Consider the following 23,629-nt stretch of genomic DNA (forward strand, 5'->3'; position numbering starts at 1 on the left):
TGGCCGCCGGATCCGGCGCGCGATGGGCCTCACGGGTGACCGGCCGGGGGGCGGGCGCGATGATCGGCGGCCTGGTGGCCATGACGCTGGACCGTTCGATCCTGCGTCAGCTCGGCACCGGTCGGCGCACCGTCGTCGTCACCGGGACCAACGGCAAGTCGACGACGACCCGGATGACCGCGGCCGCGCTGCGCACCCTGGGCCCGGGAAGCTCGGTGGCCACCAACGCCGAGGGCGCCAACATGGACGCCGGGCTGGTGGCCGCGCTCGCCGCTGACCGCGACGCCGCGTTGGCGGTCCTCGAGGTCGACGAAATGCACGTGCCGCATGTCGCGGACGCCATCGAGCCCGCCGTCGTCGTCTTGCTCAACCTATCCCGCGACCAGCTGGACCGGGTGGGCGAGATCAACGTGATCGAACGCAGACTGCGGACCAGACTGGCTGAGCACCCGGCGGCGGTCGTGGTCGCCAACTGCGATGACGTGCTGATGACCTCGGCCGCGTACGACAGCGCCAACATCGTGTGGGTGGCCGCGGGCGGCAGCTGGGCGGCGGACTCGGTCAGCTGCCCGCGCAGCGGCGAGGTGATCGTCCGCGATCAGGGCCACTGGTATTCCACCGGGGCTGACTTCAAGCGACCCAGCCCGCATTGGTGGTTCGACGACGACATGCTCTACGGGCCCGACGGGCTGGCGCTGCCGATGCGGTTGGCACTACCGGGCTCGGTGAATCGAGGCAACGCCGCCCAAGCGGTCGCGGCCGCCGTCGCGCTGGGCGCAGATCCGGCGGCTGCGGTGGCCGCCGTATCGGGGGTCGACGAGGTCGCCGGGCGCTACCGGACCATTCGCGTCGGAGCGCACACCGTGCGAATGTTGTTGGCCAAGAACCCTGCCGGCTGGCAGGAAGCCCTGTCGATGGTGGACAAGAATCCGGCCGGCGTGGTGATCTCAGTCAACGGGCGGGTGCCCGACGGCGAAGATCTGTCCTGGCTCTGGGATGTGCGCTTCGAGCACTTCGAACGCACTTCAGTGGTGGCCGCCGGCGAACGCGGGACCGACCTCGCAGTGCGGTTGGGCTACGCCGGCGTGGAACACACCCTGGTGCACGACACCCTCGCGGCCATCGCGTCGTGTCCGCCCGGACCGGTCGAGGTAGTCGCCAATTACACCGCTTTCCTGCAGCTGCAGCGCAGATTGGCTCACGATGGCTGACTCGGCGGTGCGGATCGGGCTGGTGCTGCCCGACGTGATGGGCACCTACGGCGACGGCGGGAATGCGGCGGTACTGCGGCAACGGCTACGGCTGCGGGGCATCGCCGCCGAGATCGTCGAGATCACGCTGGCCGACGCGGTGCCCGACACCCTCGACCTGTACACATTGGGCGGGGCCGAGGACTACGCGCAGCGGCTGGCCACCAAGCATCTCGTCCATCACCCGGGATTGCAGCGCGCCGCGGCCCGCGGCGCGCCGGTGCTGGCGATCTGCGCGGCCATCCAGGTACTCGGCCACTGGTATGAGACGTCGGCCGGCGAGCGGGTCGACGGCGTGGGTCTGCTCGACGTGACCACCTCGCCGCAGGCCGCTCGCACCATCGGGGAGGTGGTCAGCACGCCGCTGCTGGCCGGGTTGACACACCCGCTGACCGGCTTCGAGAACCATCGCGGCGGAACGGTTCTCGGCGACGCCGCATCGCCGCTGGGCGCGGTGAAGAAGGGCGCGGGCAACCGCGCCGGCGACGGCTTCGACGGCGCGGTCCAGGGCAGCGTGTTCGCCACCTACATGCACGGGCCCTGCCTGGCCCGCAATCCGGAGCTCGCCGACCTGCTGTTGAGCAAGGTGGTGGGTGAGCTGGCGCCGCTGGAGCTGCCGGAGGTGGACTTGCTGCGGCGGGAGCGTCTGCGGGCCTAGGTCACACTCGCTGAGATTGCACGCAGGGTTGTGGCCAACGCCGAATCAACGACCCTGGATGCAATTTCGACGCCGGCGAGCCGGTCAGGCCATCGCGCGGCGGCCGATCAGCGCGCGGCCCAGGGTCAGCTCGTCGGCGAATTCCAGATCGCCGCCCATCGGCAATCCGGAGGCGATCCGCGTCACGGTCAGACCGGGAATGTCGCGCAGCATCCGCACCAGGTAGGTGGCGGTCGCCTCGCCTTCGGTGTTGGGATCGGTGGCGATGATCACCTCGGTGATGTCGACGCCGTCGACCTGCTGACCGATCCGGTTCAGCAGCTCGCGGATCCGTAGCTGCTCAGGACCGACTCCGGACAGCGGATCCAGTGCCCCACCGAGAACGTGGTAGCGGCCGCGGAATTCGCGGGTGCGTTCGATGGCCTGGACGTCCTTGGGCTCCTCGACGACGCAGACCTGCGAGCCGTCCCGGCGGGGGTCTGCACAGATGCGGCAACGTGCGTCGTCGGAGACGTTGCCGCACACCGCGCAAAACCGCACGCCGTCGCGCACCTTGGCCAGCACCGCGGTGAGCCGGTCGATGTCAGGCGGTTCGACGGACAAAAGATGAAAGGCGATGCGCTGCGCGCTCTTTGGCCCGATACCCGGCAGCTTGCCGAGCTCGTCGATAAGGTCCTGGACCGGCCCTTCGAACAAGTTAGGACTCCGGGATACCCAGCGCGCTGCCCATGCCACCGGCCAGCGGACCCAGCTGCTGCTGCGCCATCGTGGTGACCTGGTTGGAGGCGTCGGCGAGCGCGCCGACGATCAAATCTTGCAGCGTCTCGACGTCGTCCGGGTCGACGACTTTGGGATCGATCTTCACCGCCACGACCTCGCCGCTGCCCTTGACGGTGACCTCCACCAGACCGCCACCGGCCTTTCCCTGCACCTCGGCGTTCGCGAGTCGCTGTTGGGCAGCCATCAGCTGTTGCTGCATCTGCTGTGCCTGGGCGAGCAACGCCGACATGTCGGGCTGGCCTCCGGGTTGCATGACGGTCCCCTTGCATCTTGGTCTCGACTTGGTTTCGCCTGCGGCTCGCGGGCGGTTCGAAGTTTCAAGCCTAGACGGCGGGGGCTAACGTGGCGCCGTGCGCGTACTACATCGCCTGCGTGTCGGGGCCGTGCTGGCCATCGGCATCGTCGCTGTCGTCACTGCCGCACCGACGCCGACGGCCCCGAACGCCGCCGCAGCCCCTGGCAACATCGCCGGCATGATCGTGTTCCTCGACCCCGGCCACAACGGCGCCAACGACGCATCAATCAGCCGTCAGGTGCCCACCGGACGCGGCGGCACCAAGGACTGCCAGGCCAGCGGAACGTCGACCAACGACGGCTATCCGGAGCACACCTTCACGTGGGACACCACGCTGCGCATCCGCGCCGAACTCAACGCGCTGGGCGCACGGACGGCGATGTCGCGCGGCAACGACGATGCGCTGGGCCCGTGCGTCGACGAGCGTGCCGCGATGGCCAACGCATTGCACCCGAACGCGGTCGTCAGCATCCACGCCGACGGCGGTCCACCGAACGGGCGGGGATTTCACGTGAACTACTCGGCGCCGCCGCTGAACCAGGTGCAGGCGGGTCCGTCGGTGCAGTTCGCCCGGATCATGCGCGACCAACTACAGGCCTCGGGTATCCCGCCGGCCAACTACATCGGCCAAGACGGCCTGTACGGGCGTTCGGACCTGGCGGGCCTGAACCTGGCGCAGTATCCGTCGGTTCTGGTCGAGTGCGGCAACATGAAGAATCCGGTCGACTCAGGGCTGATGGAGTCGCCCGAGGGCAGGCAGAAGTATGCCGACGCCGTGGTCAAGGGCATCGCCGCCTACTTGGGCAGCCAAGGTCAGACCGGCTAGGCCCGATTGCCCCCACCCAGGCCGTTTCGGCCTGCATCGTCGGCGGGCTAGCCCTCGAGTTCCTTTTTCAGGTTGGCCAGCACCTCGGCTTGGATCCTTCTCAGCCCCAGCGGCGCGAACGTCTTCTCGAAGAATCCCTTCACGCCACTTGCTCCTGCCCATGTGGTCGTGACGGTGACGCTCGAACCCGGTCCGGCGGGCGCCACCGTCCAATTGGTGATCATCGTCGAGTTGGCGTCCTTCTCGATGACGGCGTGGCCGGCGACGTCGACATTGGCCCGGACATCGCGAACGCGGGATTTGGTGGCCTGCAGCTTCCAGCTGGCGACGGTTCCCTGCCCCTGCCCACCTTCCAGCACCTGGTAGTCGCGGTAGTGCGAGGACAGGATCTTGGGGCGGACGGTCTGGTAGTCACCGACGGCAGACAGCACGGTCGTGGGATCAGCGTTGATCAAGATGGTGTTGGCTGCACTGACGTGTCCCATAAGGCGAAACTCCTCTGTGCGGGGATGTGTCGGCACCACGCGCGGGCGCGATGACCCTGCGCGGGCTGATATCGGGGACTAGCGTATATGTGGTGCCTGTCCCTGCATCCGCACCGGCGGCTCATGCGGCGGGCGTCGAGCGGTTGTTGGCGAGCTATCGTTCGATTCCCGCGACGGCGGCCGTTCGACTCGCCAAGCCCACCTCCAATTTGTTTCGCGCCCGCACGAAGCGCGACGCACCGGGACTGGACACATCGGGGCTGACGAACGTCATTTCGGTTGATCCTGATTCGCGTACCGCTGATGTGGCCGGCATGTGTACGTATGAGGATTTGGTGACCGCGACCCTGCCCTACGTGCTATCGCCTTTTGTGGTCCCCCAGCTGAAGACCATCACGCTGGGGGGGGCGGTCACCGGGTTGGGTATCGAGTCGGCCTCGTTTCGCAACGGCCTGCCGCACGAGTCGGTGCTGGAGATGGACATCCTCACCGGTACAGGCGAATTGCTCACCGTCTCACCCCAGCAGCATCCGGACCTCTACCGCGCTTTTCCGAATTCTTATGGCACCCTGGGCTATTCGACCCGAATTCGCATCGAACTGGAACCTATCAAGCCGTTCGTGGCGCTGCGGCACATGCGGTTCAACTCGCTGACCGATTTGGTGTCAGCGATGGACCGCATCACCGACACCGGCGGTTTCGACGGTGTGCCGGTCGACTATCTCGACGGGGTGGTGTTCGCCGCCGACGAGAGCTACCTGTGCGTCGGTGTGCGTACCACCACCCCCGGCCCGGTCAGCGACTACACCGGACAACACATCTACTATCGTTCCATCCAGCACGGCGCCGGCATCAAAGAAGACCGGCTGACGACGCACGACTATTTCTGGCGTTGGGACACCGACTGGTTCTGGTGCTCAGGCTCTTTCGGTGCGCAGAACCCACGTGTGCGGCGTTGGTGGCCCCGACGCTACCGGCGCAGCGACATGTACTGGAAGTTGGTGGCGCTCGACCAGCGTTTCGGTATCGCCGACCGGATCGAGAAACGCCATGGCCGTCCGCCGCGCGAACGGGTGGTCCAGGATATCGAGGTGCCGATCGAGCGCACGGCTGAATTCCTGCAGTGGTTCCTCACTCATGTGCCGATCACGCCGGTCTGGTTATGTCCGTTGCGGTTACGCGACCAAAACGGCTGGCCGCTGTATCCGATCCGCCCCGGATCAACCTACGTCAATGTCGGGTTTTGGTCTTCGGTTCCAGTCGGCGCGACCGAGGGCGCGACGAATCGGTTGATCGAAGCAAAGGTCGGTTCGCTAGACGGCCACAAATCGCTGTATTCCGACTCCTATTATGGCCGTGAGGAGTTCAATGAGCTCTACGGCGGCGAGACGTACAAAACCGTGAAGAAAATCTACGACCCGGATTCGCGTCTGCTTGACCTCTACGCAAAGGCGGTGCAACGACGATGACGACCATCAAGGAATCCGCGGCCACCAGGACAGGCAAGTTGAGCCTCGCCGAGGTCTTGGCGGTCGTCACCGGCGGCGCCAAGCGGTCATTGCGGTTCACGGCTTACGACGGCAGCACCGCCGGACCGGAAACCGCCGTGCTGGGAATGGACCTGCTGACGCCCCGTGGCACCACCTATTTGGCCACCGCCCCCGGCGAACTCGGGCTGGCCCGGGCCTACGTCTCCGGGGACGTCGAATTGCGCGGGGTGCCTCCGGGCGATCCGTACGAGCTGCTCAAGTTGCTGGCCGACAAGCTCGAGTTCGGCAGGCCGTCGCCCCGGCTGCTGGCCAGCATCATCCGCGCGGTTGGCGTCCAGCACCTGGTCCCCGCACCACCACCGCCGCAGGAGGTGCTACCTCGCTGGCGGCGGATCGCTGAAGGCATGCGGCACAGCAAGACTCGTGATGCCGAGGCCATCCATCACCACTATGACGTCTCCAACACCTTTTACGAGTGGGTGCTGGGTCCGTCGATGACGTACACCTGCGCCGTCTATCCGCATCCCGAAGCGACCCTGGAAGAGGCGCAGGACAACAAGTACCGGTTGGTCTTTGAGAAGTTGGGACTGCAGCCGGGTGACCGGCTGCTCGACGTAGGCTGCGGCTGGGGCGGGATGGTTCGCTACGCCGCGAGCCGCGGCGTGCGGGCAATCGGTGCCACGCTATCGGCCGAACAGGCCAGCTGGGCGCAAAGGGCGATCGAGGCCGAGGGGCTGACGAACCTGGCCGAAGTGCGCCACTCCGACTATCGCGACGTGCGGGAGACCGGGTTCGACGCGGTCTCGTCGATCGGATTGACCGAGCACATCGGTGTCAAAAACTATCCGTCGTACTTCGCCTTCCTGCAGTCCAAGCTGCGCACCGGAGGCTTGCTGCTCAATCACTGCATCACCCGCAACGACAACAAGTCGAACTTCCGCGCGAGCAGTTTCACCGATCGCTACGTCTTTCCGGACGGAGAGTTGACCGGCTCAGGACGAATCGTGTCGGCGGTCCAAGACGTGGGTCTCGAAGTGCTGCACGCGGAGAACTTCCGGACGCACTACGCGATGACGCTGCGTGACTGGTGCCGCAATCTGGTCGCGCATTGGGACGAGGCGGTCAACGAGGTCGGTCTGGCCACCGCGAAAGTGTGGGGCGTCTACATGGCGGCGTCTCGAGTAGCCTTCGAGCACAACAACCTTCAGCTACATCACGTGTTGGCAACCAAGCTCGACGCATGCGGCACCGACGACCTGCCACTACGCCCGTGGTGGCAGCCCTAGGCGCTGCCTCCGGCGGCTTCAGCCCACCGGCCGATTAATTAGCAGGGGTAGCAGGCCCAGCCGTGAGCGCCATTGCGCTAGTGGAACCCCGGACCGCAACCATGTGACCCGGTGGTGCCGTCTACAGTCGAGCGGAGACGGGTGCGAGCTTGACCCGAAAGTCTCAGCCGTTGTCGATGCGGCGCGCGCCCAGTTCGTTCTGCAACAGCTCCAGCGCCGCCTCTTCGGGGTCGCGGCGCGGTGCCGACGAGTCGTCCTGACCCGCCTCGGCGAGCATGCTTTCCTCTTCGGCCCGCTGTGCGGAATCCTCGGCGGCATGTGGTTCCGCCGACGGGGATGGACGCGAGACCCCACGAGCAGCCGGAGCCCCGCCACGCGCGGTACGCCGCGGCGGCACGACCGGCTCTTCGGTTGCCGTGAGATTGGGCGCGCCGACTTCACATCGCACCCGCCAGTCAACGCCCAGCGCGTCTCTGAGCGCCTCGGCGATGACGTCGGCGTTGCGTTGTTCGCACAGCCGCTTGGCCAGCGGCGCCGATTCGTGGCTCAACACCAACGTGTTGCCCTCCACGGCGCGCACGGTCGCGCCGGCCAACATGACCTCGGTGGTTCGGCTGCGTTGGCGTACCTTATCGCGCACCGTCGGCCACAAGGTGCGGACTGCCGCCGCACCCGGTTCACCCGGGCTCTGCTCAGGTGGGCTCTGCTCGGGTGCGGGCTGCCTCGGGGGCGGGCTGGGCGCCGGCTCAGCGGCGGCGGCCGGCGGCGTGGATCGCGTCGGGGCCTCAGCCGGTTCGGGCGGCGCGGACTGCGGCCGTTGATCACCGAGCGGAATGGACATTTCCAGCCTGGTCTCGATCCGCTCGACGCGTTGCAACAGCGCCGATTCGGTGTCACTGGCCGAGGGCAACAACAGCCGTGCGCAGATCACTTCGAGTAGCAGGCGGGGTGCCGTCGCGCCACGCATCTCGGTGAGGCCGGCGTGCACGACTTCGGCGTAGCGGGTGAGCGTCGCCGGGCCGATCCGGGCCGCTTGATCGCGCATCCGGTCCAGCACGTCTTCTGGCGCGTCGACCACGCCACGCGCCGCGGCGTCTGGAACAGCTTGCAGCACAAGCAAATCGCGAAACCGCTCCAACAGATCGGTGGCGAATCGCCGAGGGTCGTGACCGGCGTCGATCACCGATTCGACCGCCCCGAACAACGCCGCGGCATCGCCGGCGGCGAGCGCGTCGACGGCCTCATCGATCAGCGCGACATCGGTGGCGCCCAGCAGCCCCAGTGCCCGCTGATAACTGATCCGGTTGCCATCCGGCCCGGCTTCCGAACCGGCCAGCAACTGATCGAGAACCGACAGAGTGTCGCGGGGAGAACCGCCGCCGGCCCGGATAACCAGCGGGTAGACCGCGTCGTCAGCGACGACACCCTCCTGGGCACAGATCCGTTCGATCAGCGCCCGCATGATGCGTGGTGGCAGCAGCCGGAACGGGTAGTGGTGGGTGCGCGACCGGATCGTCGGCAACACCTTCTCCGGCTCGGTGGTGGCGAACACGAAGATCAGATGCTCCGGCGGCTCCTCGACGATTTTGAGCAGCGCGTTGAACCCTGCGGTGGTCACCATGTGCGCCTCGTCGACGATGAAGACCCGGTAGCGCGACTGGGCCGGCGCGTAGAAAGCTCGGTCGCGCAACTCACGGGTGTCGTCCACGCCGCCATGGCTGGCCGCGTCGAGCTCGACGACGTCGATGCTGCCTGGTCCGTTGGGCGCCAGCGCGACGCAGGAGTCGCAGACACCGCATGGCGTCGCCGTCGGCCCCTGTGCACAGTTCAACGACCGGGCCAGGATGCGCGCCGACGACGTCTTGCCACACCCGCGCGGGCCGGAGAACAGATATGCGTGGTTGATTCGGCCCGCCGTCAAAGCGGTGCACAGCGGCTCGGTGACATGTTCCTGCCCCACCACCTCGGCGAAAGTTGCCGGTCGGTACTTGCGGTAGAGGGCCACGGTCGCCCACGCTACCGACGCCGCCCGACGCGGCCTAACCCTGGCTCAGCAGTGACTCGGTCGCGGCCAGCAAGGCGCAGGTGGCCAGCCCGTCGATCGCACTACGTAGGTCGGATACCGGCGGGAACGTCGGTGCGATCCGGATGTTCTTGTCGTCGGTGTCTTTCCGGTACGGGAATGATGCGCCCGCGTCGGTGACGGCGATACCGGCCTCTTTGGCCAACGCGACGGTGCGCCGCGCCGTGCCCGGCAACACGTCGAGGCTGATGAAGTACCCGCCTTGGGGCTCGTTCCAGGACGCGATCTTCGATTCACCAAGGCGCTTGTCCAGGATCTCCAGCGCCAACGCGAATTTGGGCGCCAGCAACTGCTGGTGACGCATCATCTGCAGGCGCACACCGTCGGCGTCGCCAAAAAAACGCAAGTGCCGCAGCTGATTGACCTTGTCCGGCCCGATCAACTTCTTGCCGGCGTATTGCAAATACCAGGCGATGTTACCCAGTGATCCACCGAAGAAGCTGACGCCGGCCCCGGCGAAGGTGATCTTGGACGTCGACGCGAAGACGTAAGGCCGGTTGGGGTTGCCCGCGGCGGCGGCCAGACCCAGCACGTCGACCTGCCGGACGAAGTCGTGCGTCAACGTGTGGACCGCGTAGGCGTTGTCCCAGAACAGCCGGAAGTCCTCTGCCGCGGTGCGCATCTGGACGAGCCGCCGAACCGTTTCCCACGAGTAGGTGATGCCGGTGGGGTTGGCGAACACCGGAACCGCCCACATGCCTTTGATGGCCGGGTCGACGGCGACCAGCTCTTCGATCAGGTCGACGTCCGGGCCGTCCTCGCGCATCGGGACCGAAACCATCTCAATGCCCATGGTTTCGGTGATGCCGAAGTGCCGGTCATAGCCCGGCACCGGACACAAAAATTTGACGCGTGGCTCGTCTTTCCAGGGCCGCGGCGAGTCCACCCCGCCGTGCAAGATCGAGAAGACGACGACGTCGTGCATCAGCTCCAGGCTGGCGTTGTTGCCCGCGATCAGGTTGGGCACGGGGATGCCGAGCAGTTCGCTGAAGATGGCCCGCAGCTCAGGTAGGCCGTGCTGCCCGCCGTAGTTGCGGGTGTCGGTGCCCTCGCCGTCGCGGTAGTCAGTCCCGGGCAGACTCAGCAGGGCGTTGGATAGATCCAGCTGCTCGCTGCATGGTTTGCCGCGGGTGAGGTCCAGGGCCAGCTTCATCGACTGCAGTTCGGCGTAGTCCTGCTGGTGGCGGGCATGCAATGCCTCGAGGTCCGTACGGCCTAGGGAACTGAACGAGCCGTACGACACCATCCGCCTTTCACCGTCGACACCTGGGTGGTCACATAGGGGACCCCGCGCACCCGCCAGAGCCCATTGACCCTTGCTGCCTTCCGGCCCTGGGGGAGTTCACAGGATAGACGCCGCACGGGGTCCACAAAGAGTCTAGTACCCGGGCTCGGATCAATCTTCGACAGCCACAAGACGCTGGGCTGCGCTCGGCTACCATGGCCGACGGAGGATTCGCCTAGTGGCCTATGGCGCTCGCCTGGAACGCGGGTTGGGTTAACAGCCCTCGCGGGTTCAAATCCCGCATCCTCCGCGCACAATCCGGGGTGTGGCCAGGCCTGAATGACCGGGTTCTGGTCGCTCCGGATACCAGCTCAAGGAGGCGCATGGGACGCAAGGCTGCCGTGTTTTGGCACGCGGCGTTCTCGATTATCGCCGGCCTCCTCTATTTCGGCTTTGTGCTGCCGCGCTGGTGGGAGCTGATGGGCGACACTTCGCACGCCCTCGGCACCGCGTTGCGGATTGTCACCGGGGTGGTAATCGCCCTGGCTGCACTTCCGGTAGTGTTCACCCTGCTGCGGGCCCGCAAGCCGGAGTACGGCACGCCCCAGCTCGCACTCACCCTGCAGACCTCGTCGGCGGTGGCCCATGTGCTGGCCGGCGTGCTGATCGTCGGCACGGCGATCAGCGAGATCTGGCTAAGCCTCGACACCGTCGGGCAGTACCTGTTCGGCGTTTACGGCGCGGCAGCCGCGATCGCAATACTCGGGATTTTCGGGTTCTATCTGTCGTTTATCGCCGAGCTTCCACCGCCACCACCGAAACCACTGAAGCCCAAGAAAGAGAAGCAAGGACGTCGCCGTCGCAAGAAGGACGGTGAGGACGAAGCCGACGAGGCGGACGAAGCCGAAGAGGACGAAGCCGAAGCCACTGAGGACGAAGCCACCGAAGCAGAAGCCGAACAGGACGCCGAAGCTGACGGCGATGAAGCCGGGACGGCAGAAACGCCGGGTGACCAAGAGGAGCCCGCCCAGGTTACCGCGCAAGGCCCCGAAGTCGAGTCGACGGCCGCAGAAGGCCTGGAACGCGAGTCGACGGCCGAAGACGCGCCCCCGGTGGAAGACGCCGAAGTGGACGACGCCTTGCAAGACAACGCCGCCGATTCGTCCGCGCGCGGATTGCGCAACCGGCGCCCGACCGGCAAACCGTCAGAAGCGCATCGGCGCCGTCGCACGCGCCGCGGTATCGCCGTCGAAGACTGAACCAACCGTTTGCGGTGGTAACGCCGTCAAGTCCAGCCACGCGGTCATCAGGCGGGCCGCCGCACCGATGTTGCCGAGCTGACAGTGGTTGCTCGCCTGCTCGGCGGCAGTGAAGATCCGCGTGGTCACCGACCGCGCGTTAGTCAGCGTGCCCGCTTGACGCCCCAACTGTTTCAGCGGCACGTAGTGGTCGTGGGAGATCTTGCGGGTGGTCATCGCGGTCGTCGAACGAAGAAAGTCGTAGGGCGTGGCAGTGCCGGTGACGTGCATGCCCTGCCGCAATCCCCACTGCGAGACCGGCTTGCGGGCAACGGCCCAGTCGGCGACGGCGTTGATGACCCCACGGGCACGCGCGGTAAGTAGCGCGCGCAAAGGAATCCGAACGCCGCGGCCGATTTGGCGCGCGATCGTCTCGAAAAAGTCGTCGAGGATGTCGAAAGCCACCACCTGGCTGATCCGCGGTTCGAACGCGGCCGCGCGGATCACCAGGCCACCACCCAGCGAGATTCCCACGACGGCAATGCTTTTGAGGTCGTAGTGGTCGAGCACCGCGGCCACCGGCTGCTCCCACTCGGGGATCATCGTGAGTCCGAAGTCCTCGAGCGCGCTGCCCTGACCCGGGCCCTCGAACACGACGATGCGCCGACCCGCGTCGACCATGCCGGCGATCATCGGCAGGAATTCTTCGATGTAGCTGTCGAATCCGCCGAACATGACGATCGGGGCGCCGATCTGACGGTCCGGTCGCAGATCGTAGGCCGGCATGGAGCCAGAGCCGAACGGGACAAACTCAGGAGCTACGTCGTAGATGCTGCGCATCGCTTCCAGAAACCTGGCGCGTGCGGCCGGTCGGCGCGGGTCGGTCGACGTCATGAAGAACTCGGCTGCCCGGTCGTAGTAGGCGCCGGCGAGCGCTCGATCGGCGGCGCGGGCGCGCTCGGCGAGGCCGAGGAAGCCATCCATCAACTCCGGATAGGTGCTGGCGCGCGCCGCCATTTCGGCCACCTCGTCGATGGCCGAGGGGCCGATCCACTGCACCCAGCGGTTGCACTGAAAGTTGATGCTGAAATCGGAGTGGAAGCGGTGAAAACCGATCGGGGGGTGGCGCCGCTGCAGTCGAGCCGGGGTGCTGATGCGTCCATTACTTCCTCCTATTGCAACTTGTCTTGCAATAGCATGCGCCGCACTGGCCGAGATTGCAAGTGGAGTTGCGATAAAGTAGCTCGCATGGTCACTCACGTATCGCATCGCCGCGGCGAGCATGTCCGCCGGAGCGTGTTGTCCGCGGCGTTCGACGAGTTGGTCGCCAACGGGTTCGACGGCGCCACCGTCGCCGGAATCGCCAAGCGCTCGGGCGTGCACGAGACCACCGTTTACCGCCGATGGGTGACCCGAGAGAACCTATTGGTGGCGGCCTTGCTCGACCGGAGCGCCGACGCCATCCCCGCCCCGGACACGGGTTCGACCAGGGGTGATTTTCTGGCGCTTGTCCGCGACGTGATCGCCTACGCGCGCTCGCCCGCGGGCATGGCCGTGATGCGCGCGGCGATGCTACCGGTTGACGACGCCTACGCCGGTGCCCGCCAAGCCTTCTGGGCGCGTCGCCTGGGCGCGCTGTCTCCGGTAGTGACGCGCGGTATCGAGCGTGGCGATCTGCGCGCCGACATCGACGCCCAGCTGCTGCTGGAGATGCTGGTGGCGCCGATCCACGGTCGGCTGCTGCTCAGCGGCGGACCCATCGACGACGGGTTCGCCGAACGGCTGGTCGACCAAGTGCTCACCGGCGTCGCTGCTAGACGATGACCTGATGTCGCCTCAGCCCCGGCTTCTCTTCCCTATGCTGAGCGAGTGCCAAACAACTATCGAGTCGTGCAGTGGAACACCGGAAACGTCGGCAAGAGCTCGCTGAAATCGATCGTCGCCAACCACACACTCGAGTTGGTGGGGTGCTATGCCTGGTCAGCGGAGAAGGTCGGGCGCGACGCCGGCGAACTCGTCGGGATCGCGCCGCTGGGCGTTGCGGCCACCAACGATGTCGACGCGCTGCTCGCCCTGAAACCCGATTGCGTGGTCTACAACCCGATGTGGATCGACGTCGACGACCTGGTCCGCATCCTGTCCGCGGGTGTCAATGTGGTGACCACGGCGTCCTTCATCACCGGACGCAACCTGGGCGAGGGCCGCGAACGACTATTGGAGGCCTGCGAGAAAGGCGGCTCCACGATCTTCGGGTCCGGTATCAGCCCGGGCTTCGCCGAGCTGCTCGCCATCGTTTCGGCGATGGTGTGCAACCGGATCGACAAGGTCACCGTCAACGAGGCCGCCGACACCACGTTCTACGACTCACCGGAGACCGAAAAGCCGGTGGGCTTCGGCCAGCCGATCGACCACCCGGAGCTGGAGGCGATGGCGGCAAAGGGGACGGCCATCTTCGGCGAGGCCGTCCGGCTGGTTGGCGACGCGCTCAGCGTCGAGCTGGACGAGGTGCGGTGCGTGGCCGAGTTTGCCCAAACCACCGCTGACCTCGAAATGGCGTCCTGGACCATACCCGCGGGATGCGTTGCGGGCGTCTACATAAGCTGGCTGGGCATTGTCGGCGGCAACACCGTGATCGACCTGAATGTGCGGTGGCGCAAGGGACAGACGCTTGAACCCGACTGGAAGATCGACCAGGACGGCTGGGTCATCCAGATCGACGGGCAGCCGACGGTGACAACCAAGGTCGGCTTCCTGCCGCCGCCGTACTTCGAGGCCACGACGCTCGAGGAGTTCATGGACCTCGGTCACATCATGACGGCGATGCCCGCCATCAACGCGATTCCTGCCGTCGTTGCCGCGGCGCCGGGCATCGCCACCTACACCGATCTGCCACTCACGCTGCCGCGCGGCGTCGTCCCAAGCTAGCGCGCTGGAATGTTTTGCAGCTTGGGCGCCTGGTCGGGGCAGTAGATGCTGATGGCGCTGCCGAGGAACTGATAAGCCTGCACCTGAGTGGTGCCCCTGGGGAGGTTATTGGAGAGGAAATGAGCTGTTGCCGCAGCGTCGGGGTCGACGCCCTGAGCGAGCCTTCGGCAGGAGATCTTGGCCAGATACGGGTTGTAGTCATGCGGCCCGTAGATGCCGTAACGCCCGATCTGATTGTCGAAATCGGTGTCGGGGTCGGCGTATGCCGGCGCGGCCAGGCCAATCGCCGCGGCGATGGCGAGCGCCGCGTATCCCGCAAACACTTTCGCCTTCATGGGCTGAATCGTACCGTTCGCAGTTCGTCGTGCAGACCGAGCTCGTCTTCTTGCGCCCATCGTCACAGATCCTCTCGTCCCATTCGAAGCCCAACCGAACCACCGGTCGGGAAGCGCGATGCGGCCATCGCAAAACCCTCCCTCCCCGGTATCTTTCTAGTCGCCTATTCCGATTAGAGTAGCTAAGGTTACACACAGGCTAATTAGTTGAGCGCCCTTCGCCCCTGGTTAAGGAAGAACCCATGACGGCCACCGAGCCCAGGACCGAGCCGCTGCCCACCTCGGTCGAAGGCAGCGGCGAAGCCAAGGTCGCCAAACCGCGCCGGGACAAGCAAAGGTCAATCGTGTCTCGCATCCTTACCCGATTCTGGGTCGTGCTGGTCATCGCAGCCGTGGTCGCGGTCTCGGGGTTCTGCGTGTACCGACTGCGCGGCATCTTCGGTGTTCACGGCAACGCCTTCGGCGGCGGTGCGGTCGCCGAAGAGATAAAGCCGTTCAACCCCAAAGTCTTAACACTCGAGGTCTGGGGCCCACCGGGCAGCGTGGCGACCATCAACTATCTGGATAAAGATTCCAAGCCGGAACAGGCCCTCAACGTACCCCTGCCCTGGTCGACAGAGCTGACAACAACGCAGCCTTCCCTCCCCGCCAATCTCGTCGCGCAGGGAAGCGGCGATTGGATCGCCTGCAAGATCACCCTGGACGATAACGACGGGCGCGGGCCGGTCGTCAAGGCCACAAATCAATCCCCCGCCAACGAAACAGTGCATGCCTTCACCTTCTGCCTGAACAAGTCCGCATGAGTGAGACCACCGAGGTTGCACAGCCTGTCTCGCAGCCGTTGATCCCGCCCTTCCTGCCCCGGATGATCCATCGGCTTGCGGTGCCGATCGTGCTGCTGTGGCTGGGACTCACCGTGTTTGTGAATGTCACGGTGCCGCAACTGGAGGTCGTCACCAAAGATCACGCGGTGTCACAGAGCCCGAAAGACGCGCCAGGGATGATCGCGATGAAGAAGGTCGGATCGACCTTCCACGAATTCAACTCCGACACCTCGGCGATGATCGTCCTAGAGGGCCAGCAGAAGCTCGAGACTGCCGCGCACCAGTATTACGGCGAGATAGTCAAGCGACTCGAGCAGGACACCAAGCACGTTCAGCACATCCAGGATTTCTGGAATGACCCGCTGACTGCTGCGGGCTCGCAAAGCCCAGATGGAAAAGCGGCCTATGTCCAAGCCTACCTCGCCGGCAACATGGGTGAGAGCTTGTCCACCGAGTCCGTCGAAGCGGTCCGCAAGATCGTCAACTCAGTGCCCGCGCCGCCGGGGGTTAAGGCCTATGTCACCGGCGCCGGCCCGCTGATCGCCGATCAGTCTCATGCGGGCGAGAAAGGCGTCAAGAAGGTCACCCTCATCACCTTTCTGGTGATCATTGTGATGCTGCTTTTCGTCTATCGCTCGGTGAGCACTGTTTTCATCGTGCTGTTCATCGTGATGGTCGAAGTGGCCGCGGCCCGGGGTGTCGTCGCGTTCCTGGGAAATTACGGGATCATCGGGCTGTCCACCTTCGCCAACAACTTGCTGGTGTTGTTGGCGATCGCCGCCGGAACGGACTACGCGATATTTGTGATGGGCCGATATCACGAGGCCCGTGGCATAGGCGAGGACCGAGAACAGGCTTTTTACACCATGTTTCACGGCACCGCACATGTCGTGCTGGGCTCGGGGCTGACCGTCGCCGGCGCGATGTATTGCCTCAGCTTCACCCGGTTGCCGTGGTTCCAGACAATGGGTGTGCCTTGCGCAGTCGGCTTGCTGGTCGCGGTGTTCGCAGCGTTGACCCTGGGCCCGGCGGTGCTCGCGGTGGCCAGCTTCTTCAAGCTCCTCGATCCGAAGCGAATATTGCAAACCCGGGGATGGCGACGGATCGGCGCCGCGATCGTCCGTTGGCCCGCGCCGATTCTCGCGGTGACCATCGCAATCGCCCTTGTCGGCCTGCTCGCCCTGCCCGGATACACGACCGACTACGACAACCGCCACTACCTGCCCGCCGACACCCCGGCCAACGTCGGATATGCGGCCGCCGACCGGCATTTCAACCAGGCCCGGCTGAATCCCGAGCTGTTGATGATCGAGACGGATCACGACATGCGCAATCCGGCCGACTTCCTGGTGCTGGACAAGGTGGCAAAGGCTATCTTCCACATCCCCGGTATCGGCCGTGTGCAGACCATCACACGGCCCCTGGGCACTCCGCTCGACCACAGCACCCTGGCTTTTCTGCTGAGCGCGCAGAGCGCCGGCCGGATCCAGACCCAGCATTACCAGGAGGAACAGGCGAAGAACCTGCTGAAGCAGGCGGACGAGCTCCGGAAAACGATGGCAACTCTGCACCGGCAGATGGAAGTCACCCAGGACCTGAGCAACACGACGCATCAAACTGTGATTCTCACGAAGCAAACCGTCGAAATTCTGGCCGCATTGCGAGACGACATCGCGAACTTCGATGATTTCTTCCGGCCGATTCGTAGCTACTTCTACTGGGAGAAGCACTGTTTCGACATCCCGGCCTGTTGGACGCTGCGGTCCATCTTCAACGCGCTCGACGGCATCGACCAAGCGAGTGAGAACATTGAGGCACTCAGCGCCAATCTCGACAAGCTGGACCAAATTCAGCCGGAACTGGTGGCGCTGATACCACCGCAGATCGCCAGCCAGGAAGCAAATCTCCAAACAATAATGTCGAACTACGCGACGACGAAAGGTCTCAACGACCAACAGGAAGCGTTGTCCGACAACGCCACGGCCATGGGAGAGGCCTTCGACAAAGCGAAGAACGACGACACGTTCTATCTGCCGCCGGAGGCCTTCAAAAGCCCCGATTTCAAGCGCGGCCTGAAACAGTTCATGTCACCCGACGGCCACGCTGTTCGTTTGATCATCTCGCACGAAGGCGATCCGGCAACCCCTGAAGGCATCGCTCACATCGACCCGATCAAGCAGGCGGTGCACGAGGCGATCAAGGGCACCCCCTGGGAGGGCGCAAAGGTCTATCTCGGCGGCACCGCGGCGCTGTACAAGGACATGCGTGACGCCTCCAACATCGACCTGATGATCGCCGGAATAGCCGCGGCCACTTTGATTTTCATCATCATGTTGATCATCACCCGCAGCGTGGTCGCGGCCCTGGTCATCGTCGGTACCGTGTTGCTTTCGCTGGGCGCCTCCTTCGGCCTCTCGGTGCTCGTGTGGCAGTACCTTCTCGGCATCAGACTGCACTGGATGGTGCTGGCGATGGCGATCATCCTGCTGTTGGCGGTCGGGTCGGACTACAACTTGTTGCTGATATCCCGGTTCAAGGAAGAGATTCACGCCGGGCTGAAGACGGGCACCATCCGTGCCATGGCCGGCTCTGGTTCGGTGGTGACCGCTGCCGGTCTGGTGTTCGCCGCCACCATGGCCTCGTTCGTGTTCGGCCCGTTGCGGGTTATGGCCCAGGTAGGCACCACGATCGCTCTGGGTCTGTTGTTCGACACCCTGATCGTGCGGTCGTTCATGACACCGTCGCTGGCCACCCTGCTCGGACGCTGGTTCTGGTGGCCACAACACGTGCGTCCGCGCCCCGCCAGCACGATGCTTCAGCCATACGGATCCCGCCCGGCGGTTCGTGAACTGCTGTACAACGTTCCGCCAAACGGACAGGTGCAACCGCGGGAAGGGCCGCACGGATCGATGGTGAGTTCAGCCCGCCGCTGACCAGGCGCGCTAACCAGGTGCAGAAGGCGGCTGATGCGGTCGCCGCGGGCCTACTGCGACGGCGCCTTCGGGAACCGGAGCCGTCCTGGCCTCGCCGTCGCCGAGCACTCTCCTGGCCTCCTCGACGTCGCTCGCCGATGCGATCGAGCAGGCGTTGCCGGGGCTGGGACGCCCGGGCGCATACGACGTCATTCTTGCCGCGTACTCGCTAGCGGCGCCGTTGTGGCAGGTCGCCAACCCGCCGAAAAAGCTCGCCGACGCCTACGCGGAGGCGAAGGCGACAGACCTGCCGCCCGACTGGAACATTGACTTCACATCCGCGCTGACGCGCTTGATCGCGGCGACCTGTGTTGGCTCGATGGCCGAGCCCGCGGAGTCGAATCCCGGTTGATTCGCCTCGGGATTGCGACCTACCAGTTCCACACCGACATGTCGCCGGCTGGGTAGTTCTGGCAGTTCTCGGTCTCCTTGGCGACGACGCCCTTGTTGTTGAAGAAGATCTTCATGTGGTTGGGCCAGGCCAAATTCAGCGGATCGATCTGAGGTGCGTAAAAGTTTGCGGAATAAGCCCTGCGATCGGCCGACGACAACGAGTAGAACCAGTGCGCCTTGTCTTGGGTGGCCTGCTGAACGTTCGGGTGGTTGTCGTAGTCGGTCATGTACCGCTGGTAATATGCCGGCTCGAAATCCCTTGCGGCGGCCAAGATCTGCTCGGCGGTGCAGGTGGTCGCGATCATTCTCCGCGGGATCGGAAAGTCCTCGGTGGAATCGTTGGATGAGCAGCCGTTGCACGGTTGGAACCCAGGATCGGCCACCGCGACTCGGGGGAAGGCGGTTGCGGCGGCACCGAGGGCGAGCACCGCGACGCCGACGCGGACGGCAGTGCCCAGACGAGAAAGACGCATGCGGCTACTATAACGCTTCAATAAAGGCCATGCCTAGGTCACCAAAGTATCTATTCGGCAGGTTTGACCTCAAGCCCGACGTGCACCTTGTCGATTCCGCCCCGCACGATCGAGTGCGCATAGAACCACCAGGCGTGATACCAGTACCGCTTGAGCACGGCGTTGTAGACCCGTCGCGTCTCCGACTTCGGCAGGACTCGGGCGACCGCCTCGACCTCTTCGCTCTTTGGCTTGCCCAATGCAGCGCTCTTGGCGATCGTCACCCTGGGCGTGTTGTTGATCCGCTTTGTCTTCCACGACCCGTCGCCGGTGATGACGAGCAGCTTGCCGCCGTCGGGCACGCCCCAGATCGGTGTCGGTTTGGGACGGCCGTCCTTGGTGAACGTCGTCAACAGCAGGTACTTGGACTTGATGACGTCCTGAAAACTAAGAGCCACGATCTTCTTTATATCTGCCCACTGCTTGCCGTGCTCAGATCAGTCGTTGGCAAGCTCGCGACGTTCGATCAGGTCGCCTATACCCGTCACACCTAGTCGCTCGCGGAACGTCTGTGCGGTGTAGCCAATGGCCGTCGCGTCGGTTCGGGCCCGCACGGTCGCCGACCGCGGCATGTGAAACAGCACGCCGATTTCGCCGAAGTAGTCGCCGGGTCCGGCTACCTTCACCAATTCCTCTCCGCCATCGGCTAATTCGCGCACAATGTCGAACTCACCTTCGGACACGACATAGATCAGATCGCCCATCGTGCACTGCTCGAACAGCACCTCGCCGGCGTGCACGGGGACAGTTTCGGGTGGCGGGTTCGCCGACACGAGCGCCGGTGCCAGCTCGACGACGCGATCGGCCATCGGCAAAATCCGGCTGTCGTGGGTGGCTACCACCACCACACGTTCGCCTTCCGCGAGCGAGCGGATCAGCCGCAGCACCTCCTCCACCTGGATGAAGTCGAGGTGCGCAGTCGGTTCGTCGGCGAGGATCAAGGGCGGATCCAGCGCGATCGCACGAGCCACTGCGACGCGTTGCTGCTGCCCGCCGCTCAGGTCGCCGGGTCGATGTTTCATGCGGTCCGAAAGATTGACACGGGTCAGGAGTTCCTCGGCACGACGACGCGCCCACGCGCGTGACATCCCAGCCGCGCGTATCGGGATCATCACGTTCTCGATGGCGGTGAGGCTGGGCACAAGGTTGAACGCCTGGAAGACGATGCCGACCTTGTCGCGCCGGTACTTTGCCAGCGCCCCGCCCTCGAGCGCTGTGACGTCGACGTCGTCGAACTTGATTGCTCCAGATTTGGGGCGCAAAATGCCGCCGAGGCAGGACAGCAAGGTCGTCTTCCCGCAGCCGCTGGGCCCCAGCAGGATCAACAGCGACCCGGCCGGCACGTCGAGGCTCAGGCCGTTGATCGGCCGGAGCGCGTAGCCACCGCTGGAGTATTCGACGACGAGGTCCTGGATACTGAGGTCGCCCACCGTTCAGGGACCTCCGAACGCGAGCGCGGGATCGACCGCCACCGCGCGCCTCAGCCCGGCAACGCTGGCAAGCAGGCCGATCACTATCGCGATCACCGGCAGCGCGAGGTACGCACGTATCGGCACGACCACGGTCATCGGGAACAACGGTGCCAGCAGCTGCGACAGGGCGACGCCCAGCGCCGCCGCAAGTAGCGCGACGACGACCGCCTGCAGCGCGAGCCCCGCCAGAATCGACCGGGTGGGCACGCCGATCGCCTTGAACACCGCGAAGTCGCGCAGGCGTTCGAGCGCCGAAAGGTACACCAAAGATCCGACGATCAACACCGCCACGATCCACAGCAAGCCAGCCACGATCGTGATCGAAACGACCGCGACCTTCAACGGGCGCAACAGGTCATTGACACCGGCCGCTCGATCGAGGGTCTGGTAGCCGTCCGGGAGCTGTCGTGGAATGCCGAGGACCCCGATCGAGGTGACCATTGGCTGCCCGGTGTACGCCAGCTGTTGCAGTCCCTCGGTCGTCAGGAAGATGTTGGGCATCTTCGCCAATGCGGTGGAATTGGGCACAATGCCAACGATTCGCAATGTGCGCGCACCGACCGGTAGATCTTCGCCGATATGTTCGGTCCAGCGTGCTCGACACCGCGACCTCGGCTGGCGTCGACGGTGCCCGACCCTCCGAGACGCCCGACATGCCGGGTCCGTGCTCGGGCGCCCCGAACGCCGTGGCGTTTCGCGTTGACGTGCCTTCCCTGATCGTCGACGCAGCGGTGGCCAGCGGGGCCGCGGCGACGATACCGGGTTCAGCGGCCACCCGGGCCAGGTCGACTTGCGCGAATGGTGTTGACCCCAAGAACGGTCCGGCGGCGCCGGACTTGACCACGAACGAGTCAACGCCCATGGAGTCGACGGTTCGCTGCGCCTCTACCCGAAAGCCGTTGGCAAGCCCGGTCAGAACGAGCGTCATCGCGAAGACCAACGCGGTGCTAAGAATCGCGATGACGAGGCGCCGCCTTCGCCATTGCATGTCACGGAGGGCCGCAGACAGCATGCTCGCGACGTTACCGATGACCAGGCATTTTCGGGCCTGGTTTGGCCATGTTTGCAGTCCCGCCGGGTGTCATGGCATTGCTTCGGCCCAGGCGATGTGCCCCTCGAAGCCAAGCGATGCCGCCATGTCGCGGTAGCGATTCACGAATTCCAGATAATTCACACCTTCGCCGCGCGCCCGGGCCAGCAGGGCGCGTGACCGCAGCAGCCAGATGTCGCGCATGGCCAGACCGTCATCATCATCGACCGGCGCGCCCGCTAACCGTTCGATCGCGGCCTCAGCCTCGGCGAGATCACCTTCGCCCGCGCGATCCACGAGTGTCTCGACCAGAACGCCGTTGACGAGAGTGCTCCACCCCGACAGGCGCCGCTCACGCGACAAATGATCGAAAGCGGCGCGCATGACTGGGATGGCATCGTCGCAATCTCCACACCGAGCCCTCTCACGCGCCAGGTAGACATCGGCGAACAACACCGCCACCGGCTTGTACTCGGCATGGGTGTCGGTCCCGGCTACCGCTGAGCCACATCCGTGACAGAACCGTGCATTGCCGAAAAGTTCGACGCCGCACGAGCGGCACGCCGCTATGGCCGTCATCCGATCTCCGCCAATCGGCCCCCGTGTTGTCAGAATAGGGCGCCAGACAGCTGACGGCGGGGTTGTTGGCGGAGTTAGGGTGTGGTCATAGGGGTAAGGACGAGTGCAGATGAACGTTTCAGATGAACGCTGACGACGAGTCCGTCACAACTCTGGAAGACCTCAGAGGCGATCTGGCGCTTCGACACAAGTGGACACCCAGCAGCGGGGCCTCGGTCGAGCCCGCGATGGTTAAGGCTGACATGGCGGCCCTCGACCGCGACGGCTACGTCATTTGGGAGAACCTGCTCAGCACCGAAGACTGCCGGCAGATCCGTGACGTCGTGCGTCCCTGGCTGGGACACACAGGCCGCAATTCTTTCGAGGGCCATCGCACCCAGCGCATCTACAGCGTGCTGAGCAGGACGCGGGTGTGCGACCGGCTTGTCGATCATCCACGGGTGCTGGCGGTGCTGGATCGGTTGCTGCTGCCCAACTACCTGCTTTCGGCGTTGCAGGCCATCAACATTCAGCCCGGAGAGTCCGCGCAGTTGGCTCACCACGACGACGGGTTCTACCCGATTCCCCGTCCGCGGGCGCCGTTGGCGGCCGCGACGATCTGGGCGATCGACGACTTCACCCCCGACAATGGCGCCACGGTGCTCCTGCCCGGCAGCCACCGCTGGGGCAGGCGGCGGCCCGGCCCGGACGATCCCGCGCTGCCTGTGGTGATGCCCGCGGGCTCGTGCGTCTTCTTCGTGGGCACCCTGTGGCACGGCGGAGGAGCCAACACCACCACCCGTGACCGTCTTGCCGTCACCGCCCAGTACTGCCAACCGTGGCTGCGACCGATGGAAGCCTTCACCCTGTCGGTGTCGCGTGACATCGCACGAACGGTCTCCGACGACATTCGCCGCATACTCGGCTACAGCATCCACCCGCCGTTCGTCGGTGCGGTCGACGGCTTGCATCCACTGAGGCTGCTGGAATAA

The 23,629-nt window shown here is 65.1% G+C and carries 22 protein-coding genes, 1 tRNA gene, 1 other RNA gene and 2 pseudogenes; 13 read left to right on the plus strand and 13 right to left on the minus strand.

Annotation, left to right across the window (positions count from 1 at the left end):
- Together ACLQI9_RS06520 and ACLQI9_RS06525 are read left to right on the plus strand one after the other, a co-directional pair.
- Window positions 1–1,211 (plus strand): MurT ligase domain-containing protein (locus ACLQI9_RS06520; protein WP_442391326.1); only part of this gene is annotated, 1,211 nt, incomplete at its 5' end.
- Window positions 1,204–1,908 carry a type 1 glutamine amidotransferase gene (locus tag ACLQI9_RS06525; RefSeq protein WP_442379396.1) on the plus strand — a complete coding sequence of 235 codons (705 nt, stop codon included), beginning with the start codon at window positions 1,204–1,206 and terminating at the stop codon, window positions 1,906–1,908. The genes ACLQI9_RS06520 and ACLQI9_RS06525, both read left to right, overlap by 8 nt.
- Window positions 1,909–1,992: 84 nt before the next feature.
- On the opposite strand, the gene recR is transcribed toward ACLQI9_RS06525, so the two are convergent.
- Window positions 1,993–2,604 (minus strand): recombination mediator RecR, encoded by a 612-nt coding sequence (recR, locus tag ACLQI9_RS06530; RefSeq protein WP_442379394.1) that lies wholly within the window; start codon window positions 2,602–2,604, stop codon window positions 1,993–1,995.
- Between the two features lies 1 nt (window position 2,605).
- Window positions 2,606–2,941 carry a YbaB/EbfC family nucleoid-associated protein gene (locus tag ACLQI9_RS06535; RefSeq protein ID WP_442379392.1) on the minus strand — a complete coding sequence of 112 codons (336 nt, stop codon included), beginning with the start codon at window positions 2,939–2,941 and terminating at the stop codon, window positions 2,606–2,608.
- Window positions 2,942–3,038: 97 nt separating this feature from the next.
- On the opposite strand from ACLQI9_RS06535, the gene ACLQI9_RS06540 reads away from it, so the two are divergent.
- Complete coding sequence (locus ACLQI9_RS06540; protein WP_442379390.1) at window positions 3,039–3,809, plus strand: Rv3717 family N-acetylmuramoyl-L-alanine amidase; 771 nt, start codon at window positions 3,039–3,041, stop codon at window positions 3,807–3,809.
- A gap of 47 nt (window positions 3,810–3,856) precedes the next feature.
- On the opposite strand, the gene ACLQI9_RS06545 is transcribed toward ACLQI9_RS06540, so the two are convergent.
- Window positions 3,857–4,294, minus strand: a complete 438-nt coding sequence (locus ACLQI9_RS06545; RefSeq protein WP_442379388.1) for an SRPBCC family protein — start codon at window positions 4,292–4,294, stop codon at window positions 3,857–3,859.
- Between the two features lie 89 nt (window positions 4,295–4,383).
- Between ACLQI9_RS06545 and ACLQI9_RS06550 the strand changes: the two genes are divergently transcribed.
- Both ACLQI9_RS06550 and ACLQI9_RS06555 read left to right on the plus strand, forming a co-directional pair.
- Window positions 4,384–5,763: an FAD-binding oxidoreductase gene (locus tag ACLQI9_RS06550; RefSeq protein WP_442379407.1), complete on the plus strand. Its 1,380-nt coding sequence runs from the start codon at window positions 4,384–4,386 to the stop codon at window positions 5,761–5,763.
- Window positions 5,760–7,070: a class I SAM-dependent methyltransferase gene (locus ACLQI9_RS06555; RefSeq protein ID WP_442379386.1), complete on the plus strand. Its 1,311-nt coding sequence runs from the start codon at window positions 5,760–5,762 to the stop codon at window positions 7,068–7,070. The genes ACLQI9_RS06550 and ACLQI9_RS06555 overlap by 4 nt, the downstream gene beginning before the upstream one ends.
- Window positions 7,071–7,233: 163 nt before the next feature.
- On the opposite strand, the gene ACLQI9_RS06560 is transcribed toward ACLQI9_RS06555, so the two are convergent.
- From ACLQI9_RS06560 to ffs, 3 genes are all read right to left on the minus strand, one after another.
- Complete coding sequence (locus tag ACLQI9_RS06560; protein ID WP_442379384.1) at window positions 7,234–9,075, minus strand: DNA polymerase III subunits gamma/tau; 1,842 nt, start codon at window positions 9,073–9,075, stop codon at window positions 7,234–7,236.
- 34 nt (window positions 9,076–9,109) lie between these two features.
- Window positions 9,110–10,399, minus strand: coding sequence for an aminotransferase class I/II-fold pyridoxal phosphate-dependent enzyme (locus tag ACLQI9_RS06565; RefSeq protein ID WP_442379382.1), 1,290 nt, complete (start codon window positions 10,397–10,399; stop codon window positions 9,110–9,112).
- A 30-nt stretch (window positions 10,400–10,429) separates the two neighbouring features.
- Window positions 10,430–10,526, minus strand: an RNA gene (gene ffs / locus ACLQI9_RS06570) — signal recognition particle sRNA small type.
- A gap of 76 nt (window positions 10,527–10,602) precedes the next feature.
- On the opposite strand from ffs, the gene ACLQI9_RS06575 reads away from it, so the two are divergent.
- Together ACLQI9_RS06575 and ACLQI9_RS06580 are read left to right on the plus strand one after the other, a co-directional pair.
- Window positions 10,603–10,688, plus strand: a tRNA-Ser gene (locus ACLQI9_RS06575).
- Window positions 10,689–10,761: 73 nt separating this feature from the next.
- The gene (locus tag ACLQI9_RS06580) at window positions 10,762–11,637 is read left to right on the plus strand and encodes a hypothetical protein (protein ID WP_442379380.1); all 876 of its coding nucleotides are present in this window, start codon (window positions 10,762–10,764) and stop codon (window positions 11,635–11,637) included.
- Here the strand turns inward: ACLQI9_RS06580 and ACLQI9_RS06585 are convergent.
- Complete coding sequence (locus ACLQI9_RS06585) at window positions 11,584–12,675, minus strand: alpha/beta fold hydrolase (RefSeq protein ID WP_442379378.1); 1,092 nt, start codon at window positions 12,673–12,675, stop codon at window positions 11,584–11,586. The two genes, ACLQI9_RS06580 and ACLQI9_RS06585, sit on opposite strands and share 54 nt — an antisense overlap.
- 189 nt (window positions 12,676–12,864) lie before the next feature.
- Between ACLQI9_RS06585 and ACLQI9_RS06590 the strand changes: the two genes are divergently transcribed.
- Together ACLQI9_RS06590 and ACLQI9_RS06595 are read left to right on the plus strand one after the other, a co-directional pair.
- Window positions 12,865–13,440, plus strand: coding sequence for a TetR/AcrR family transcriptional regulator (locus tag ACLQI9_RS06590; RefSeq protein WP_442379376.1), 576 nt, complete (start codon window positions 12,865–12,867; stop codon window positions 13,438–13,440).
- Between the two features lie 45 nt (window positions 13,441–13,485).
- On the plus strand, window positions 13,486–14,541 hold the full coding sequence (locus ACLQI9_RS06595; RefSeq protein ID WP_442379374.1) for an NAD(P)H-dependent amine dehydrogenase family protein: 1,056 nt from the start codon (window positions 13,486–13,488) through the stop codon (window positions 14,539–14,541).
- Here the strand turns inward: ACLQI9_RS06595 and ACLQI9_RS06600 are convergent.
- Window positions 14,538–14,876, minus strand: a complete 339-nt coding sequence (locus tag ACLQI9_RS06600) for a DUF732 domain-containing protein (RefSeq protein WP_442379373.1) — start codon at window positions 14,874–14,876, stop codon at window positions 14,538–14,540. The two genes, ACLQI9_RS06595 and ACLQI9_RS06600, sit on opposite strands and share 4 nt — an antisense overlap.
- Before the next feature lie 242 nt (window positions 14,877–15,118).
- On the opposite strand from ACLQI9_RS06600, the gene ACLQI9_RS06605 reads away from it, so the two are divergent.
- The 3 genes and pseudogenes from ACLQI9_RS06605 to ACLQI9_RS06615 all read left to right on the plus strand — a co-directional run.
- Window positions 15,119–15,679, plus strand: a complete 561-nt coding sequence (locus ACLQI9_RS06605) for an MmpS family transport accessory protein (protein ID WP_442379371.1) — start codon at window positions 15,119–15,121, stop codon at window positions 15,677–15,679.
- On the plus strand, window positions 15,676–18,633 hold the full coding sequence (locus ACLQI9_RS06610) for an MMPL/RND family transporter (protein WP_442379369.1): 2,958 nt from the start codon (window positions 15,676–15,678) through the stop codon (window positions 18,631–18,633). Before ACLQI9_RS06605 ends, ACLQI9_RS06610 begins: the two co-directional genes overlap by 4 nt.
- Window positions 18,634–18,748: 115 nt before the next feature.
- Window positions 18,749–19,024: pseudogene (locus ACLQI9_RS06615) on the plus strand (TetR/AcrR family transcriptional regulator); the annotation flags it as partial.
- A 19-nt stretch (window positions 19,025–19,043) separates the two neighbouring features.
- On the opposite strand, the gene ACLQI9_RS06620 reads toward ACLQI9_RS06615, so the two are convergent.
- From ACLQI9_RS06620 to ACLQI9_RS06640, 5 genes and pseudogenes are all read right to left on the minus strand, one after another.
- On the minus strand, window positions 19,044–19,538 hold the full coding sequence (locus ACLQI9_RS06620; RefSeq protein WP_442379367.1) for a DUF5078 domain-containing protein: 495 nt from the start codon (window positions 19,536–19,538) through the stop codon (window positions 19,044–19,046).
- 50 nt (window positions 19,539–19,588) lie between these two features.
- Window positions 19,589–19,975, minus strand: a complete 387-nt coding sequence (locus ACLQI9_RS06625; RefSeq protein WP_442391328.1) for a PPOX class F420-dependent oxidoreductase — start codon at window positions 19,973–19,975, stop codon at window positions 19,589–19,591.
- A 39-nt stretch (window positions 19,976–20,014) separates the two neighbouring features.
- On the minus strand, window positions 20,015–21,007 hold the full coding sequence (locus tag ACLQI9_RS06630) for an ABC transporter ATP-binding protein (protein WP_442379364.1): 993 nt from the start codon (window positions 21,005–21,007) through the stop codon (window positions 20,015–20,017).
- 3 nt (window positions 21,008–21,010) lie between these two features.
- Window positions 21,011–22,061: pseudogene (locus tag ACLQI9_RS06635) on the minus strand (ABC transporter permease).
- 69 nt (window positions 22,062–22,130) lie between these two features.
- On the minus strand, window positions 22,131–22,463 hold the full coding sequence (locus ACLQI9_RS06640) for a hypothetical protein (RefSeq protein WP_442391330.1): 333 nt from the start codon (window positions 22,461–22,463) through the stop codon (window positions 22,131–22,133).
- 317 nt (window positions 22,464–22,780) lie between these two features.
- On the opposite strand from ACLQI9_RS06640, the gene ACLQI9_RS06645 reads away from it, so the two are divergent.
- Window positions 22,781–23,629, plus strand: coding sequence for a phytanoyl-CoA dioxygenase family protein (locus tag ACLQI9_RS06645; protein ID WP_442379360.1), 849 nt, complete (start codon window positions 22,781–22,783; stop codon window positions 23,627–23,629).

This window comes from Mycobacterium sp., assembly GCF_052143115.1.
In the GTDB taxonomy this organism is placed as follows: domain Bacteria; phylum Actinomycetota; class Actinomycetes; order Mycobacteriales; family Mycobacteriaceae; genus Mycobacterium.